The sequence below is a fragment of the Paenibacillus agaridevorans genome (assembly GCF_003112455.1).
In the GTDB taxonomy this organism is placed as follows: Bacteria; Bacillota; Bacilli; order Paenibacillales; family Paenibacillaceae; genus Pristimantibacillus; species Pristimantibacillus agaridevorans.
Genome location: NZ_BDQX01000011.1, coordinates 60,140 through 76,567, shown reverse-complemented (window position 1 = coordinate 76,567; position 16,428 = coordinate 60,140). Strand labels below are relative to the sequence as shown.

Genomic DNA, 16,428 nt, shown 5'->3' with positions numbered 1-16,428 from the left:
TGTCTCCACTCCTTTATGGGCGAACCGGCAATCTCTCCAAGATTGCCGGCTCCCCATACCGCTAGTCGGCCTTGCAGCCTGAAATATTCCGACCTATTTCGCCCAACCCAAGGGCTGACGTCTATTGGCTGCTCTCAATAGCTTTTCGGTGATCCGCTTCCATCTTCTTCGCCGAAGCGGTCACATCCGCATTGGCGTTCAGCAAATATTCTGCGAAAGCCGCCTGCAATTGCTTCGATAGCTCCGCCGGATTATAGGTGAGCTTCTGCACGGGATAATCGGTTGCGCTTGCCGCAATTTGATCAATCAGACCATCCAGCGTTTCATCACCTGTATTCAAGTTTTGAAGCACAGGCATGGATTTGCTTTGGGATGCCCACAGCTTCTGGACTTCTTCGCTGGTGAGATGCTTAAGGAACTCAACCGCTTCATCCGGATATTGCGTCGTTTTCAATACGAAGAATCCATCTGCCGTTAACGGCGCCTGAATTTTCAAGCCTTCGGCAGCCGGAAACAAGAAAGCGCCAAGCTCGTCGTCGACCTGCTCTTGCAGCGTAGGGATTTGGTTGTTATTGCCGAGAATCATCGCTGCGCGTTTCGTCAACAGAAGATTGGCAATTTCGTCGTTGCCTACCGCGAAGGCGTCTTTGCCAAAAAATCCTTTAGAGAACCATTGCTTGGCGAGCTCCATTGCTTCGATATATTCCGCAGATTCATAGCTTTCTTCGCCTGCCAGCCATGCGCCTTGCGCTGTGCCGTTCTTGACAAAATTCATACCCGCGAAGGAATCCTTAAGCATATCGATTTGTCCGTCTTTGCCGCTGGCTGCAAGGGGAATGATGCCGTTTGCAGCCAGCTTTTCCATGGTTTGCTCCATTTGCTCCCGCGTTTGCGGAACTTCTAGCTGGTGGTCGCTAAACATCTTTTTATTGTAGATAACAACCTGGAAGGATAACTTAAACGGAATATTGGACACAAATGGTTTATCCGCATTCACGACGCTTATATCGAGCAGGTCGCTGCGAATAAAAGACTGCTCCCAAGCCGGATCTTGCTGCAAATAATCGTCCAACGGCATTGCGGCGTCCACCTCGTTGACGAATGGAGCCATCCAATGCGTCCAGCCAAAAGACACGTCCGGCGCCTGATTGGCAGCTACCTTGGTCTGCATAACCTCGATTGCCTTGTCCCAGGGCACAATTTCCGGCTCGACCTGGATATGGGGGTTTTTCTCTTCGAAGAGACGAATGGTTTCATTCATAATCGCCTCATACTCTGGCCAGATATACAGAAACTTCAGATTGACGGGATCCTTTACCGCCTCCGGAGCTGCATTAGACGCAGCGTTTGTGGAATCAGGCTCGGCATTCGACTGCTGTCCTTCATTGCTCGCGTTATTGCCGCAAGCCGCCGCCAGCAGCAGGCCTATCAACAGCAGGCCTTTCAGCAGCATCGGTAACGATTTCGTTCCCATTTCTTTTTTCATTGTCATTCTCCCCTTAGATAACAATTTATTTTTAATGCCTTGGCATCAAAAATCATGTAAAAACGCACTCTATCATGCTATATTGAAACGCGACCGCCCTGAGCCAGTTCGACAACCCGACCGTCCGGCAGCTCCAATCTTGCCGGAATTTGTTCCGGACAATCGATCTGGCAAGCAATTGTCCCGTCCTCCCGACGCCGCCATGACACGTGTACGACACCACCGGCTGTCGCCACTGCTCCTTCGGCCCATTCCAGGTAAGATGTATCCGGCCTTATGAGAATCCCCCGGCTGCCGGGCTCCATAGGACTCACCCCTAGCACGCAAGCGGTAAACTCATACAGCGGTACAGAGCCCCAGCCATGGCAATCGCTGCGTTGCGATACAGGGTCCTCTACCCAAGACGTTAAATTCATCGCCGCAAGATCTCGCCAGGTATCCCATAACCGATAGCTCTTGTCATACAGGCCGGCTTTCTCCAACGCACGGAACAAATAAAAGGACATCGCGTACGAAACGGTCGGCAAATCCCGCTGCTCCAGCATATGGCTCAGCAACTCGCCCGCTTGCCCATCCGGCACCGTCCGGGTTAGTACGGCAAAAATTTGACAATGCTGCGAATACAGCTGCACGGTCGGCCCGTCGGCAAACAGCCTCCGCTCAGCGGACCAACAATTGCTCCGTACGGCCTCTTGTACCGCTGCGGCGCGATTCATATATTCCTCAGCGGTGGAGTGCCTGCCGCAAACCTCATTCAACTCAGCAGCTGTCTGAAGCGCCAATACATAAAATAAGCTGTAGGCGGTCAGCGGACCGTACTCATTTGCCGTCGGCACCCCTCGGCCCTCGCGCCATTCCTCCACCCAATCTACAAAAGACCATACAGATTGAGGCATTGCCCCCATCAGACCGCTTGCTTCTACATGCTGGGCGAACCAGTGAAGCACCGCGTCGATCGTCGGCAAGTAACGGCGGACCAGCTCGGCATCCCCGAAATACCGATAATGGTCAGCCACCATCATGATCCAATAGATCGAGAATCCCGGAATAACCTGAGGGTATACCGATGGATAACGGCTCTGAATCATCCCATTCGGCATAAGTGAGCTGTGAAAATCGAATATGGCTTTGCGCGCCAGCCGATCGTCCGCTGATATTTGATAGGTGAAAAGCACCTGCAGACGAGTATCCATAATGTATTGAAGCTGCTCGTAATAGGGGCAGTCCTCGTACGTTTCGTGCATGCAACGTCGCAAAGTATTGATACTAATTTCCCACAAGGGCAATAGCGTCGGGTCGGAGCTTGCGAAGGATGCCTTCACCTCAAGCGGATATCCGGTTTCACTATAATTGAAGCGGTGAAGCCGAACATCTTCCTCTCCGGCCCGTACCGTCAGTCTGACATAACGGAAGGTGCGAAATTCAAACGGCTCGTACCTCTCGTAGTTCTCCTTGTCGGTCTCCCCTTGTCCCGCAACAATATAACGATCGAACTCGCCGTACAGGCATCTTCCTTCAGGATCGTCCCGTATATCCTTATTGCGCCGGATCGTCGATTCCGCTTCCCTCTCATAACATTCCGAATACAAAATCTCTACAGTTGTTCCTCTCCCGCCGGTTAAGTCCAGATAGGGATATCCGGTAGTCAGCCCCCCTGCATCCAATTCAACTTCCAACGTCTCACCTGCTCGTACCAGCCATCCGCTTCCGTTTGAGTCTCCATCAAGAAGGTAGAAATCAGGCAACGCATTCGAAGGAAGAATTCGCTTCACACCTACGTAACCGTTTTCAATCTCATACAATGGTGGAATGGCACGAGCCTCAAGCGGCCATGGCGTCAGTTGCCCATACAGCACATCCATAATTTCCGACACCATTACCGCCGGTCGCCAGCCCTGGGCTTTATCCCGCATTTTTAGCCAGCCGAACGGCAGCAGACGACCGTCAGTTTGCTCTGTGCCTCCGACATAAAGCGTATCCTGCCCTCCCGCTACGAAGCAGGTAGCCGCGTCTCTCAAACATTCCCAACGACTATCTGTCGATAAATCAATGGTTGCGCTACCATTTTTCGCGATCAAATTTCCTTCCAGTAAGAAAACGCCTTGCCCCGAACGCCACACGGATGCCGGTCCACCGATTCCAAGACGGAAAGGCTCGCATGATCGGTAATGAACGACTTTGGCAGCCAGCACATTCATCCCTTCGACAAGCTTATCCGTAATATCCACCGTTTCGAAATAACGAGTGAACCGGTCCCCCTTGCAAGGGCCCACACTAACCGATTGACCATTCAGATACAACCGATATCGGCTGTCGGCCGATACATGAACGACCAGCCTGGAGGCAGCCGGTTCGGCCACCTCGAAGCAACGGCGAAAATAAACAATCTCGTGTTCTTCAGACCTTTCCCGGACATCCTCGGACTCGCTCCAGATCCATTGTGCCTTCCATTCTTCCGGTTTATGGTTCAACTCTTCTCTTCCTCTCCTCTGCCCCGTAAAGCGCTTGTACTTTCGCGGACATGCAATTGCGATTTTACGATGAGACTGGGCAGGTCTTTCTTGGCGCTCATAATTTGAACAAGCAGTTCTACAGACTGCTCACCCAGCGAATATCGCGGATGCACCACAGACGCCAGACTCGGATAGCTGTACTGCGCCAGTTCAATTCCGTCGACGCCTATAATGGACAACTCGTCAGGAACGCGAATCCCCAGTCTGTGCGCCGCCTGCAGCACTCCCACAGCCAAAATGTCATTCGCCGCAAAAATCGCCGTAGGCCTCTCTTCTACCTGCAGCAGTTGATATGCCCCCTGTTCTGCCTCTTTTACTCTTTCCTTCTCAATCAACCGGATATACTCACTCCTGAACGGCAGCCCTCTGGCTAACAAAGAATCCTTGTATGCACGGAAGCGATCCATCCAGACGCTCGCATCGCGGTTTAGCGACAGATGACCAATACGTGCATGTCCCAATTCCAACAGATGCCTCATCGCGATCAAACCGTCCAAATAATTATCCGTCTGAATCACCGGCAAGGAGGTATGGGCTGGGGACGGATTAAACAGCACCACCGGCACCGTATGATTTTTCCGAAAGTGGAGCTGTTCCAGCTCTCCTATAAAACGTTCCTGCATCCGAATGGAATCAAATTCGAACGAGGTGAAAATAATTCCATCCACTCTCTGCATCAATAACAATTCCAGATTGCTCTTGGCTCCGACATAATCCAGGCCATTACAGATAACAACACTTTTGCCGAACTGCTTCGCTTTCGTCTCAATCCCCAGTATGTAATCTGCATAGTATGGATTGGCAATATTGGAGACTACTACGCCTATCATATTACTTTGGTTGGTCGCAAGACCGCGAGCGAGCTGATTCGGACTATACCCTAATTGTTCAATAGCCTGCTGCACCTTGCTTCTTGTTTGCTCCTTGACGGTATGTGGTTCGTTAATCACCCTGGACACCGTTATCGGAGCAACGCCGGCCAGCTTCGCCACATCCTTTAACGTAACCAAATTACAAGCTCCCCTTCCACAACAGAATGGTTGCGCTACCATTTTGTTAGTGCTATCTTAGCATAGGTTTTGAAAGATGGCAATATCTTCGTATATCTTCGTGCAGTCCATAATATATTCCGACTTTTGACTACCGTATCTCCTCCTTTTTTTCTATAAACGCAAAAAACTCGGAATTATGTCCCCGAGCTCCTTGCAAGCTATGCAATTTCAACCCATTTTCGAGTACAATGTCGCGGCCGAGATTGATCCCATCTATCTATTCCAGTCCGCAATTTCCCGAAATATATCCTCCATAACAAAACCGATGCACGGAATCTTATCCGACACAACGGTATCCTTCCCTTCGAATAGATTGATAAGCTCATATCGTCCGTCTTCGAGCAAATGGTGCTGCTCCAGCGTACGAGCTTCGATATCGACGATCCAATATTCCGCAACTCCATGCACGGCATAAGCCTTTCGCTTAACGAGCTTGTCTCGCTTATGAGAGCTGGGCGACAAAATCTCGATGACCAAATCCGGCGCTCCTTCAATCCCTCTCTTCGTTACAACATGCCCGCGACTGCGATGAATCATGAGAATATCCGGCTGGACGACCGTCGTTTCGCTCAGAATAACATCGATTGGCGCATGAAACACTAGATAATCCTTTCTGCAGCTTTGCTTAATGATAAACTCTAATTCTCCGCTAACAGCTTGATGCATCGTCGAGGGGCCCGGCGACATCAATTCCATAATCCCGTCAACAATCTCATAACGCTGCCCGTCATCCGGCCATTCGGCATACATTTCATACGTGACCGGAGGTTCCAGCACTTTATCGGCCGTTTTCTTTTTCGGATTACGGTCCATAACATCCGCTCCTCTCCATGCGAAAAGCACCTTCAATAGCAACACAAATACAATGTGTGTCTACGAAGGTGCTTCCTTGTTATCCCTATTATGATCAGTCCTGTCGCTATTGTCAATGAATCCATCGACACCACGTTGACACCATCCCAGCACCAGAGCAAGCAAAGCTGCCCAACGTTAAATCGGATTTATTTACATAATATTAAGCTGCAATTTATGTTTCAAAAATAATCCATCCCTACAATAAACATGATCACAACATAAAGGAGAGATTTATTTTGAAAAGAAAATGGATTGGTCTGGGCACCGCAGCCATCATGGTTTCTTCTTTAAGCAGCCCCGCAGTTGCACTTGCCTCCGAATCTTTCGATTTAACCATTATGCACTTGAATGACCATCATTCGCATTTGGAAAGTCAAACTTACGATCTTAGATTAGACTATGACGACGCGCAAGATGACGAAAAAGTACGCTTGGAGTTAGGCGGCATGTCTTACATATCGTCGTTGATTAATGAATACAAAAACGACGGCTCCTTGTATTTGCAAAGCGGCGAAGTGAACGGAACGCTATATTTCAGCCTCTACAAAGGCGAAACGGACATAAAGGTGTTAAACGCCTTGCAGCCTGATGCTTACATGGTGGGCAACCATGAGTTTGACGAGGGCGACCAGCGCCTTGCCGACTTGTACGACATGGCAACATTTCCGGTCTTATCGGGAAATATTAAACCGACTAAAAAATCCCCACTCTTCGGCAAACTGGACAAGCCGTACATGATTAAAGAAGTAAACGGCGAAAAGGTTGCCATTATCGGCGTTGTAAAAATCGAAAAAACGAAAGAATCTTCACTTGTTAGCGACAATGTTGACTTCATTAACGAAATCGAGTTTGTTAAGTCTGCCGTTGAAGAAGTAAAGGAGCAAGGTATCAACAAAATTTTGGTACTGAGTCATCTGGGTTATGACTTTGATCAGGTTTTGGCAGCTGAAACCAGCGACATCGATTTGATTATCGGCGGAGATACTCACAACTTGCTAGACTCTTCGGGTGCGATGAATGATCTTGGTTTGCCTGTGACCGGCGAATATCCAACGGTTGTTACAAATGCGGACGGAAAAGACACTTACATCGTCCAAGCATGGGAATACGCCAAGGTTCTGGGTAAAATCGATTTGACATTCGATGAGCAAGGCGAAGTCATCAGCGCAGCAGGGAAGCCCATCGCTCCCGTTAACGGTCCTTATCAGATTAACGTAGACGGTAAGTGGGTTGACGCGGACGAAACTGCATTGGCCAAAATCAGAGATGCGATTGCGAAAAGCCCGGTTTTGGTAGAGGGCACTACCAATCCTGTTGTGGAGGAAATTATTGAACCTTACCGGGAAGCGGTAGAGGCAGAGATGGCGACCGTCATTGGCACTGTGAAAGAAACATTGACCAACGATCGTATCCCCAAACCTTTTACAGCTATGAAAGATGCAAACGGCAGCTTTGCGGCACAAGTTGTTGCCGATTCTTTCTTATACGGCTTGCCGCAAGCTGACCTTGCCATCCAGAACGCTGGCGGCGTTAGGTCCACCTTTTTACAAGGCAATTTTACAATGGCCGACGCCTACACCATGCTGCCGTTTTCCAACACAGTGACTACGCTTAAAATAACCGGCGAAGAAGTAATCAATGTTCTGGATGACGCCATTCGCTACTCGCAGGGCATCACACAATCCACCGGCGCCTTTCCTTATGCGTCGCACTTGCGATATGACGTTTATTTAAATGCAAGCGACAACGTCAAGAGCGTATATAACGTAGAAGTAAAAGATAGAGAGTCAGGCAAGTGGTCTCCCATCGACAAGGATAAATCTTATGTTGTAGTTACAAACTCCTTTACGGCTCTTGGCAAAGACGGCTATGTCACGTTTGAAAAGGCTATTGAAAAAGATCCAAATGTAAAGGAAGAAACTCATATTGAATATGCCGTACCGCTTGTTGAGCTGTTTACAAAATACCTAAACGGCGGAGAGCTTGTTAAACCGAACGCGGACAGCTACTCCATAAAATCGGTAAAAGAATGGCAATCCGAACCATCCGAAGGATCGGAATCAACCGAGGCGCCTGACGGCGAGTCCACGGATCCAGCAGAAGAAGTAAAAACATATACGGTCGCAAAGGGAGACACTCTCTACAGTATTGCGAAGAAAACCTTAAAGGACGGAAAACGCTGGAAGCAGATTTATGAATTAAACAAAACTACGATCAAAAATCCGAACTTCATTTATCCAGGGCAAGTCATCGTACTGCCGTAAGGAAAAAGCCGCTCTTCCGTATTGGGAGAAGCGGCTTTTTTCTGTTTTGAAGTCCACTACACTAACCACCCGCGCTCAATTGCTTTTTCCGTCGCCTGCTGACGAGTCTCCACACTCAGCTTTTGAATAGAAAGGGACAAGTAGTTGCGGACCGTGCCCTCCGTCAAAAACAACTCCTTCGCAATTTCACGGGTCGATAACCCCGATCCGGATAATCGCAGCACATCCCGCTCCCGCTCGGTCAACGGGTTGTCCTCCTTCAGAAACAACGCCGCTGCCAAGTCGGTGCTGACGACTCGCTCGCCTTGCATAACTTTGCGAATGGACCTAATTAAATAATCGATCGGCTCATCCTTAAGCAAATAGCCTTCGACCTTCAAATTCATAGCCTTCTGGAGAAATCCTGGACGAGCAAAGGTCGTGACGATAATGATTTTGACAGATCGACCCTCTTGCCTAACGATCTCCGCCACCTCCAGCCCCGTCCTGCCCGGAATCTCAATATCAAGCAGACAAACATCCGGCTCATGACTGCAAATCGCATCATATGCCGCCAAGCCGTCCTCCGCTTCAGCAACGATCTCCATATCTTCCTCCATAGCGATCAAGGCGGATAATGTTCCGCGCAAAAGCTTTTGATCCTCTGCAATGACAATTCGAATCATGTTGACGAAACCCTCCCATTGCTAACTAGCGGTACCTGCAACACGATAATCGTTCCTTCTCCTGGAGTTGCCGATAAATTTGCTTCACCTTGCAGCATAAACATCCGCTCCTTCATGGATTGAAGGCCGTTGCCCGCCCCCTGCTGCAAATTTCCGTTCCCATTGTCGCTTACCTTAACGATGTAATGCTCCCCGTCCGTGCATAGTACAATGGTACAGCGGCTCGCTCCGCTATGCTTCATTATATTGGTTATCGCTTCCCTCACGGAAATCGCCAGCATCGTTTCCGCCACATTGGATAATGGCGGCATCGCTTCTTTGCGCCAATCGGCAGCAAGTTCAATGCCGACTTTGCCGAGCATGTCCCTCGATAATTCAATCTCCTTTTTTAAGGATATAAATTTCATATCGCTCACAAGTTCGCGAACCTGCTTCAAGGCATGGCGAGAGTTATTTAAAATATCATGCAGCTCATCCTTGGCTTTCTGGGGATTTTTATCTACCAGCCTCATGGTAAGCTCACTTTTCAGCTTGATCATGGTCAGCGTTTGACCAAGCGTGTCGTGCAAATCTCTGGCAATTCTGCTCCGCTCTTCTTCCTTAATATAACGTTCCAGATGGGCATCGGCGAGTGCCAGCTTCTCTTTTAGAACGCTTGCATTTTCCCTTGTATGCACCACAATCGACAAGGCAAGCTGAGCCACCATAACGGGAAGTCCCAAGGTGGCAACAAATGCAGCCGGATTGTCCGCATCCAGCCAGCTGAACAGAGCGAACATCGCGACAATGCCCGCCATTCCTCCGGCAATCATTCCTTTGCTGCTCGCTCTTCCCAGCAAATCAGCAAATACAAATCCGTATAGCAGCAGCCAGTTGCCGAAATAGCTGCCCATTACCGCAAGCAGCATACATCCGATAAGACAGGCACAAAGCAGCCTCCAGTCCCGATGCCAGAGCGCGGCATAATAACATGCCAGGAACAGCAAAAGAAAAGCCAGTCGCCCCCACAGAAGCACGTCTTCCTCATGAAACAGCACCCGATAAACGAGCACCATGATGATAAAAACATCAACCATCAAATATCTTTCGATCTGATCGGCAGGATATATTTTTTTCAGCAAAACAAACCCACCTATTCCATTATTAGTTCCGATTATGACTTGCTTATCAGACCGGAAGCGAACCTTCTCGCGGATTCCATAGGACCCAGCCTGAATCGCTTCAGCCACAGAGTTGCAAAAAGAATCTGAATGCAGCTTACGGCAATCCATAAACCGGCAATCGCAGCGGAATTCACCTTGCCGCCTAGTCCGAACCCCCATCCGTAGAAAATGACGGCACTCATGACATTTTGCATCACATAGCAGCTTAACGACATTTTACCTACCGCTTCAAACTTGCTCCACAACCACCATTGCGAGTACATCTCATACAGCTTCGCAATCAATCCTAGATAGGCAAGCGACATTAGCGGCGCAAACAAATACCGGATGGGCAAATCAAAATATCCGCCCGGCACAAAAATCAGCAAATTAAGCGGAATACCCGCATAAAGACCGATGCGAAGAAGCTTTCGCCGATGCCGTCGCCCCCGCTCATCCATAGCAAACACGCCCGACCTCATCAGACGGATCCCTAGCAGGAACAAAAACAGATTCATAGGAATGACAAGAATCGCCTCGGAGCGCAGCGGCAGAAAATTCGCAAGCCTGTTAGCCGCCTGTTCTTGCCAATTGCCTTCCCTATATAATAACACGGTCTCCTTCATGTCCCCCATGGAAAAATGAGCGCCAGAAAACGCAAGAGTTACGAAGTAAAATAGAATAAGCAGCATAACGGTTCCATGCAAGCCACCCACTATTTTCATGGCCAAATTAATCGCCTTGTCACCATTCTTCACGATAAATGCAGCCAAAATCGCGGTTATGCCGTAGCTCATCAGAATATCGTACTCCATGACAAGTGTAAAATGAATAAACCCCTCCGCCAATAAAATAAGGGAAGTCCATATATACATGCCAGGCCACGCATGTCCTTTTCTCAATGCCTGCCGATACTTCATCTCCAGTCCTACCCCGAACATAATGGTAAGCAGCCCAAGCAGCTTTCCATTAACAAGAAAGAGGATAAACACTCTAACAAAGTCCTGAATAGAGCTCCACCATTCTGTATTAGTAAAAGTAAACATATAATTCACGTCACCTAGATGGGCAAACAACCATATATTCGTGCCTAATGTTCCGAGCACAGCAAATCCTCGCAAAATGTCCAACAGCCTTAATCTGCCAGCCGCTTCCTTCACAGTTATCATCCTTTCGCACCCATACGTTGCCTTTATCATATATCCGGACTCAACCAGTGAATATTCACAGCAATCAGCAAATTAATATGACAGTGTCATAACGCTTACTAATCATTTGCACAACATTTTACACTCCACTATAATGATAAAATTAGACCACATTCCATGAAAGTGATGATACCATGCAACTGAAGAAATTAAGTCGCGATCTGTTGATTTTGATGTTAGGCTCTTTTTTATTTGCGCTAGCCGTCAATGTGTTTATTATTCCCAATGAGCTCGGCGAAGGCGGCGTAACCGGAGTAACGATCATTTTATATTATTTGTTCCAGTGGTCGCCAGGTTTGATGAACTTGATTATAAATGCCCTGTTGCTCCTATTCGGATACCGATTTTTGGACAGACAGTTAATTGTTTATACGATTATTGCAGTATTGTTCAATTCCTTGTTTCTTCATTTGACGAGGGATTGGAGCATTGCTTCAAACGAAATGATCGTCAATGCTATATTTGGCGGGGTATTGACAGGCATCGGCATCGGGATCATTATCCAAGTTGGCGGAAGTACGGCGGGAACTACCATTCTTGCCCGTATCGCGAATAAATACTTAGACTGGAATATTAGTTATGCTCTGCTGTTTTTCGATTTAATTGTTGTTTTTTCCTCCTATTTTATTATTGGGGCGGAGCGCTTGATGCTCACCATTATTATGCTTTACGTTGCAACTAAAGTGATGGACTTCATTATTGAAGGGCTTAATCCGAAAAAAGCAGTTACCATTATTTCCATTCATCAGGATCAAATTGCCGAGCGAGTGACGCTTGAAATGGACAGGGGCGTTACCGTGCTTCAAGGAAAAGGCTACTATTCTAAAGAAGCGAAAGAAGTTCTATATATCGTCATTACGAAACAAGAGCTCCCCAATCTGAAAAAGATAGTAAAGGCTACCGATGAGGATGCCTTCCTAACGATTCATGATGTTAGAGATGTGTTCGGCGAAGGTTTCATGAAGCTGTCCAAATAAAAAAGCAACCAGTTAAGCTGGCTTAGAGCTTTTCACCCATGAGCTCTGATGTCAATATAAATTGATGGTCGCATGGCAATCGACATGGATGATTCGGCATAGTGCTAATGGTCTGACCATAATGCGCGCTGAACAGCAAAGTCGGCAAAATATAGATCGCAATCAACGCCGCTCTCCTTTTGTCTAAGGAAGTGAGCGGCGAAGAGCGCTGCAAATAATCAGATGGAACGGATACGAAAAAGCGGCCGCGTTTTCGTTTATCTTTGGACTCCTGCTGATGGTGAGTCTGATTGACTGGTTCGGTTAGCGTCGCGCTGTACCAACAGCCTCAAACCGTTGAGGATGACCAAAATCGTACTTCCCTCATGCCCAATCACGCCAAACGGAAGCGATATCCCTTGAATAAAATTGGCCGTAATCAACAGAATCATAATCGTCAACGCAAATCCGATATTTTGTTTAATGATAGCAGACGTTCTTTTGCCTAGCGCGATCGCATCGGCGATTTTGGTCGTATCGTCATTCATCAGCACAAGATCGGCCGTTTCAAGCGCGACATCGCTTCCCGCCGCTCCCATCGCAATTCCTACGGTTGCGGTAGCCAATGCAGGCGCGTCGTTAACGCCATCGCCAACCATGGCGACATAACCGAACGTTTGCTTCAACTCGTTAATCCTATACACCTTATCTCCCGGTAACAATTCAGTATATACCCGATCGATCCCCAGTTCGTTCGCAATCGCCTGCGCGGTTTGCGCTTGATCGCCAGTCAACATCGCAACTTGAACGCCCATTTTCCGCAGCATGGCGATTGCCTGCCTGGCCTCGGGGCGGATGTCGTCGCGCAAAGCGATCACGCCTGCGGCTCCCTGCGAATTGTGCAAGACCGTCACTGTCTTTCCTTCGCTTTCCAACTGGTCAATGACGGCCGATAATTCCTCAGTCCGAAATGAATCGTTTAGAAAAGAAGGCTTCCCTATTTTCCACATTTCGCCATTCCATTGAGCCTGAATTCCCCAACCTGTCAACGTTTGAAATTCTGTAGGTCGTTCGAACACCTCCCCCTGTTTCTGAGCTTCTTGCACAATAGCTTTGGCTAACGGATGCCCGGACAAACTTTCCAACGATGCGGCTATTCGCAGCACTCCTGATTCGTCATATCCCCGGAAAGCAGTCACATCGGTGACTATCGGTTTTCCCGCTGTCAGCGTCCCCGTCTTGTCAAAAGCAACAGCCTTAACTCGGGCGAGGTTTTCCAAGTGCGCTCCTCCCTTAAAAAGAAGCCCTTTCCTTGCGCTGCTGGATATGGCCGAAAGCATGGCGGGCATAATGGAAGCAACGAGTGCGCAAGGCGAAGCGACAACCAAAAAAACCATCGCTTTATACAAAGTTTCCTCCCACGGCAAACGAAAAAAAAGGGGCGGAACCGCAATGAGAAGCAAGGAGATCAAAATGACAACCCTGGCATAAACACGTTCAAATCGTTCCATGAAGCGTTGCGATGCCGGCTTTTCACTTTGCGCTTCCTGCACAAGGCGAATGATCTTCGCAAACAATGTCGTTTCGCTAAGTTGATTGACTTGAACGAACAAAGCTCCTTGACCGTTCAGCGTTCCGGCAAACACGTCATCCCCCGCGCTTTTATCGACCGGAACCGATTCGCCGGTAATAGAGGATTGGTTGACGTCCGACGATCCTTCCAGCACAACGCCGTCAGCCGGAACACGTTCTCCGGGTTTGACCACGACGATATCTCCGATCTTCAACGCTTCAATCGCAACAACCGTCTCAATCCCGTCTATAATCCTTATACCTGTCTCCGGTTTTAAATCCATCAGCGAGGAGATGTCGCGACTGCTGCGCTCCATCGTGTAGCTCTCCAAAGCGCCGCTAAGCGAAAAAATAAAAATTAGCACCGCGCCTTCTGTCCAATACCCGATGCTGGCCGCCCCAATCGCCGCAACGATCATCAGCAGATTGACGTCCAGATCGCGTTCTACAATTAACGTTTGCAAGCCTTCTTTCGCTTTTACAAATCCTCCGACAGCGAATGCGATCGAATAGAAGATGACCGCCCACAGATAGGAGGTACTTTCGATCCCACATGCAGCCGCGATAAAAATTCCGCTCGTTAGTGCCGCCAAACCTTCCCCGTATCGACGCAACCAACGATTATGAAAGATTGAGCTCATGACCATTTTCTCCTCCTCTTTGAGAATGAATTCCATTACAGCACCCCTTAAAACAGCACATGCTGCTCCAATTAAGGAGCAGCATGTGAAACGAGAATGATTCTCGTTTTTTCTTTATCCAATTTTTTTGCCTCGATACAACTTTCTTGTTTAAATTATACTCCAGATTCGAGTAATAATAAAGACCAAAACCTTACCATGCCATAAAGCCATACACGCGCTTCACTTGTTGATTTGTTGAGGCGGCCCATAAGCCGAGATTTTGTTTACAGTTGTTGCTCCTGGCAGCCAATTCTGCCATCTGAGAGATGACCATGCTCTCCGCTCGGCAAGATAGGTGTCAAACGTCTCTTCGCCGCTGCAATGAAAAAACTCAAACTCCCGCTTATCGAAAGCTTTTATCCTGTGCCGACGGAACCAAGCGTTCCCGGTATTCCCGCGGATCGCTAACGTTCTCCTCGATATACTCCAATGCATGCCTCATCATCCGTTCAGCGCCGTAATCAGAAGGCGCATCGATCTGCGGTTCTTGACGCGCCGGCGGACTCCTCGGTATTTTACATAAAAAATCATGGTTGATAATTCTTCAAATTTCTGACGAATGTATGGCGGTCGGCCAAGGTTTGATCGTCAGGAGCGGAAACATTGAAAAGTATGCCCAGACGATTGCGATCCATCTCTACCACGTAGCCCTCTTCACCAATCAATTCTCGACTTAAATTGGAGAGAATGAATCTGACTAACGCCCACTCCCGCTATGTATAGTCCGCAACGAACTGGCTGCAATCATCGATTTCAATAATATGAACGCTAAAATAATCCTTCTTAAAATGTACGCCCATGAACTGTAGCGCGGGAGATCGCTTGCTTAATAAAATCAAACTCGTTAATGGCGAGATTTTTTGTGTAATTTTTTTCCTCCATAATCGTTTTGACCACCTCGCGAATGGGATTATAATTGCGCCTTGCCAACACGATGGAAATAATGATGCCCACAAACAGCAGCAGAAGAATGAGTGATAACGCCCAGTTCTTCAACATGATAATTTGCTTCAATACGACTTTCTTCGGCAAGACCGATATATACTTCCACCCGTTGTTATCCGTCGTATGACTCAGAATCATCGATTCATTATTTTGACGGAATAAGCTGTAACCGCTTTCCAAGTTAATCAATGGAATGGTTGCTTTATTCAACTCGTTCTCTTTGGACGTTGACATAATAATTTGTTGATGTTCATCCACGATGTATATATCACTGTGGTACAGTTTCTCTATCTGCTCGATCAGTTGGTCAATCTCCTGCTCGTTGATCAGCATGACCAAATAACCCGATATATTGGATGTTTCCCCGATCGGAAGCGATTGAATATACGTAATGACCGTGCTGGTTTTCTCTTTCTCCCTGACCTCGGCAGAAGGCAAATAAGTTCTAAGATGATCGCCGGTAAACAGTTCCCTCTTGACTTCCTCCGTGCTTTTCCCTGAAAACCGGAATATATCGTCGAAATACATGTTCGAATCTGCTTTACCTGTCGACGTCAAGATAGAGTCCGTGTTTTTGAAATAAACAAAAAAGTGGCTGATAAAGCTGTTCGTATTTGTAACACTACGAATACTGTTCATAATTTCCAGAAGATTGATTTGATTTTTGGCGTACTCTTCGTCTATATGATTTAATGACCATTGCAGCTTAGGGTCGCTTGCGAACTGCAAGGCGATCTTATCCACTTCGTTGAAGCGATTCTCGGTAACGAGCTTGACCTGCTCCAATAGCCCCAAGTTGGCCTTATTTTCATTGATGATCATTGTATTCTCTACCCGCTGGAAAATGTATGCCCCGATACAAAGCGGAAAAAGCAAAATAACGATATAGGAAATAAGAAATGTTTTGAAGACGCTCCTTCGGCGACCCTTATCCATCCATTTCATAAAACGTCCCCTTCCATGTATAACTAAAATAATATGGCAAACAAGGAGATACAAGGGATTGCGTCAATGCCGGGTAAGCTGGTGTCCAACGCAAATAACGCAATGAAAAGACCACCTCCGATTTGCTCGGTAAGGTGGTCTT

The 16,428-nt window shown here is 47.8% G+C and carries 11 protein-coding genes; 2 read left to right on the top strand and 9 right to left on the bottom strand.

Annotation, left to right across the window (positions count from 1 at the left end; genetic code table 11):
- Positions 1-121: 121 nt before the first annotated feature.
- The 4 genes from PAT3040_RS00605 to PAT3040_RS00590 all read right to left on the bottom strand — a co-directional run bounded on the left by PAT3040_RS00605 (position 122) and on the right by PAT3040_RS00590 (position 5,864).
- Positions 122-1,486 carry an ABC transporter substrate-binding protein gene (locus PAT3040_RS00605; protein WP_181376364.1) on the bottom strand — a complete coding sequence of 455 codons (1,365 nt, stop codon included), beginning with the start codon at positions 1,484-1,486 and terminating at the stop codon, positions 122-124.
- A gap of 77 nt (positions 1,487-1,563) precedes the next feature.
- Positions 1,564-3,957: a family 78 glycoside hydrolase catalytic domain gene (locus PAT3040_RS00600; RefSeq protein ID WP_108991104.1), complete on the bottom strand. Its 2,394-nt coding sequence runs from the start codon at positions 3,955-3,957 to the stop codon at positions 1,564-1,566.
- Positions 3,954-5,009, bottom strand: a complete 1,056-nt coding sequence (locus PAT3040_RS00595) for a LacI family DNA-binding transcriptional regulator (protein ID WP_179215287.1) — start codon at positions 5,007-5,009, stop codon at positions 3,954-3,956. Before PAT3040_RS00595 ends, PAT3040_RS00600 begins: the two co-directional genes overlap by 4 nt.
- A gap of 255 nt (positions 5,010-5,264) precedes the next feature.
- A complete protein-coding gene (locus PAT3040_RS00590; RefSeq protein WP_108991103.1) occupies positions 5,265-5,864 on the bottom strand; it encodes a Uma2 family endonuclease in 600 nt (199 codons plus the stop codon).
- A gap of 278 nt (positions 5,865-6,142) precedes the next feature.
- Here PAT3040_RS00590 and PAT3040_RS00585 point away from each other — a divergent pair, with 278 nt between their 5' ends.
- On the top strand, positions 6,143-8,170 hold the full coding sequence (locus tag PAT3040_RS00585; protein ID WP_108991102.1) for a 5'-nucleotidase C-terminal domain-containing protein: 2,028 nt from the start codon (positions 6,143-6,145) through the stop codon (positions 8,168-8,170).
- Positions 8,171-8,226: 56 nt separating this feature from the next.
- Here PAT3040_RS00585 and PAT3040_RS00580 read toward each other — a convergent pair whose 3' ends face one another.
- From PAT3040_RS00580 to PAT3040_RS00570, 3 genes are read right to left on the bottom strand one after another with little or no spacing between them, the layout of a single operon-like run.
- Positions 8,227-8,835 (bottom strand): response regulator transcription factor, encoded by a 609-nt coding sequence (locus PAT3040_RS00580; RefSeq protein ID WP_087565822.1) that lies wholly within the window; start codon positions 8,833-8,835, stop codon positions 8,227-8,229.
- Positions 8,832-9,956, bottom strand: a complete 1,125-nt coding sequence (locus tag PAT3040_RS00575; protein WP_181376363.1) for a sensor histidine kinase — start codon at positions 9,954-9,956, stop codon at positions 8,832-8,834. Before PAT3040_RS00575 ends, PAT3040_RS00580 begins: the two co-directional genes overlap by 4 nt.
- A 32-nt stretch (positions 9,957-9,988) precedes the next feature.
- Positions 9,989-11,137: a DUF418 domain-containing protein gene (locus PAT3040_RS00570; protein WP_373863915.1), complete on the bottom strand. Its 1,149-nt coding sequence runs from the start codon at positions 11,135-11,137 to the stop codon at positions 9,989-9,991.
- Positions 11,138-11,319: 182 nt separating this feature from the next.
- Between PAT3040_RS00570 and PAT3040_RS00565 the strand changes: the two genes are divergently transcribed.
- Positions 11,320-12,162 (top strand): YitT family protein, encoded by an 843-nt coding sequence (locus PAT3040_RS00565; protein WP_373863914.1) that lies wholly within the window; start codon positions 11,320-11,322, stop codon positions 12,160-12,162.
- A gap of 257 nt (positions 12,163-12,419) precedes the next feature.
- On the opposite strand, the gene PAT3040_RS00560 is transcribed toward PAT3040_RS00565, so the two are convergent.
- On the bottom strand, positions 12,420-14,354 hold the full coding sequence (locus tag PAT3040_RS00560) for a heavy metal translocating P-type ATPase (protein ID WP_258234768.1): 1,935 nt from the start codon (positions 14,352-14,354) through the stop codon (positions 12,420-12,422).
- Positions 14,355-15,179: 825 nt separating this feature from the next.
- Complete coding sequence (locus PAT3040_RS00555; protein WP_108991098.1) at positions 15,180-16,286, bottom strand: cache domain-containing protein; 1,107 nt, start codon at positions 16,284-16,286, stop codon at positions 15,180-15,182.
- Between the last annotated feature and the right edge of the window lie 142 nt (positions 16,287-16,428).